Here is a 1,242-nt window from a genome sequence, read left to right as displayed (position 1 = left end):
GGCGGATTCCACTAGTCGTGGCGAATCATCGGGTAATCATGCAGGGGCCACCATCGTCGCACAGCCTGGTTCGGCGTGAGGTCGTTCAGACATAACCTCGGACGGTCGTTGAGCTCGGCGGCGACTTCATCGAGCTGATCCTGGGTCCAGCAGCTCAGGTCAGTTCCCTTCGGGAAGTACTGTCGCAGCAGCCCATTCGTATTCTCATTCGATCCTCGCTGCCACGGCGAGTGAGGATCGGCGAAGTAAATCTTCAGCCCTGTAGCGGCCGCGATGCGCTCGTGATGAAACATCTCGTTGCCCTGGTCCCAAGTAAGAGATCGACGCAGCGGGACAGGCATCCGAGTGAAACGCTCAATGAGTGCATCCCCCACGGTGCGCGCGGTGTGGCCACCCCGGATGGCGACCAGGATCGTCAATCGTGTCTTGCGTTCGACGAGTGTCGCGATCGCTGATCTCTGGCCGACGCCGATGATGAGGTCGCCCTCGATGTGGCCGACCTGGCGACGTGATTCCACGTGGGCTGGACGGCGCGCGATAGGGGTCATATTCGTTGATTGTTTGAGCGAACCATCCTTGGAGCGTCCGCGTCCACGGCGCCGTCGATAGGTCCGCCCGGTCCGCAGAGACCCACCGGTGGCAGCGAGAACCAGTCCGCGGTACACCGCTTCGTAGATCGTTTCCACGCACACGTGCCACGCGCTACGGCGGGGATATCGTCGCCGTAGCCACCGGCTGATCTGCGCTGGTGACCAGCGTTGAGCGAGCTTGTCGGCGACGAGCCGACGTAGCGTGTCATCGTGGGCGAACACGCGCATTTTCGGGCGTCGGCGACGCCGGTGTGCCTGGTTGTGGGCGAACCACGGTTGGTATCGACCATCGGGTTTGCGGTTGCGTGCGATCTCCTTGTACACAGACTGGAAGCTTTTGCCGATACGTTCGGCGATCGCTTTGACCGGCTCCCCGCGGGTCAGGCCGTCTGCGATCTCGATGCGGTCGTCTTGGCTGAAGTATCGGCTGCTGATCGGACTCTCGACGTAGGTCACACTGCCAGCGTCGATGAACCATAGCGATCCACAGCTCAGCGACACACCGACCATGGTTGCCGCTTTCGACCCGGACAGCCCTTGTCTGATCAGTTCGAAGTAGCGACGCTTGATCTCCAGCGGTGACTTGTTCCACGCATACTTGGGCATGCGAATCCTCTCGGGACAGGATTCGCTTCGATCAGTAGAAACCGCC

Annotated in this window: 1 protein-coding gene; it reads right to left on the bottom strand. The window is 61.2% G+C overall.

Features of this window, described 5'->3' with window-relative positions:
* Nucleotides 1-11: 11 nt before the first annotated feature.
* Nucleotides 12-1,196 carry an IS30 family transposase gene (locus QMK32_RS25140; RefSeq protein ID WP_283478291.1) on the bottom strand — a complete coding sequence of 395 codons (1,185 nt, stop codon included), beginning with the start codon at nucleotides 1,194-1,196 and terminating at the stop codon, nucleotides 12-14.
* Between the last annotated feature and the right edge of the window lie 46 nt (nucleotides 1,197-1,242).

The organism is Rhodococcus sp. H29-C3, from assembly GCF_030063405.1.
Classification (GTDB): domain Bacteria; phylum Actinomycetota; class Actinomycetes; order Mycobacteriales; family Mycobacteriaceae; genus Rhodococcoides.
Note: the sequence above shows the minus strand (reverse complement) of the source record. Positions and strands in the feature narration are given on the sequence as shown.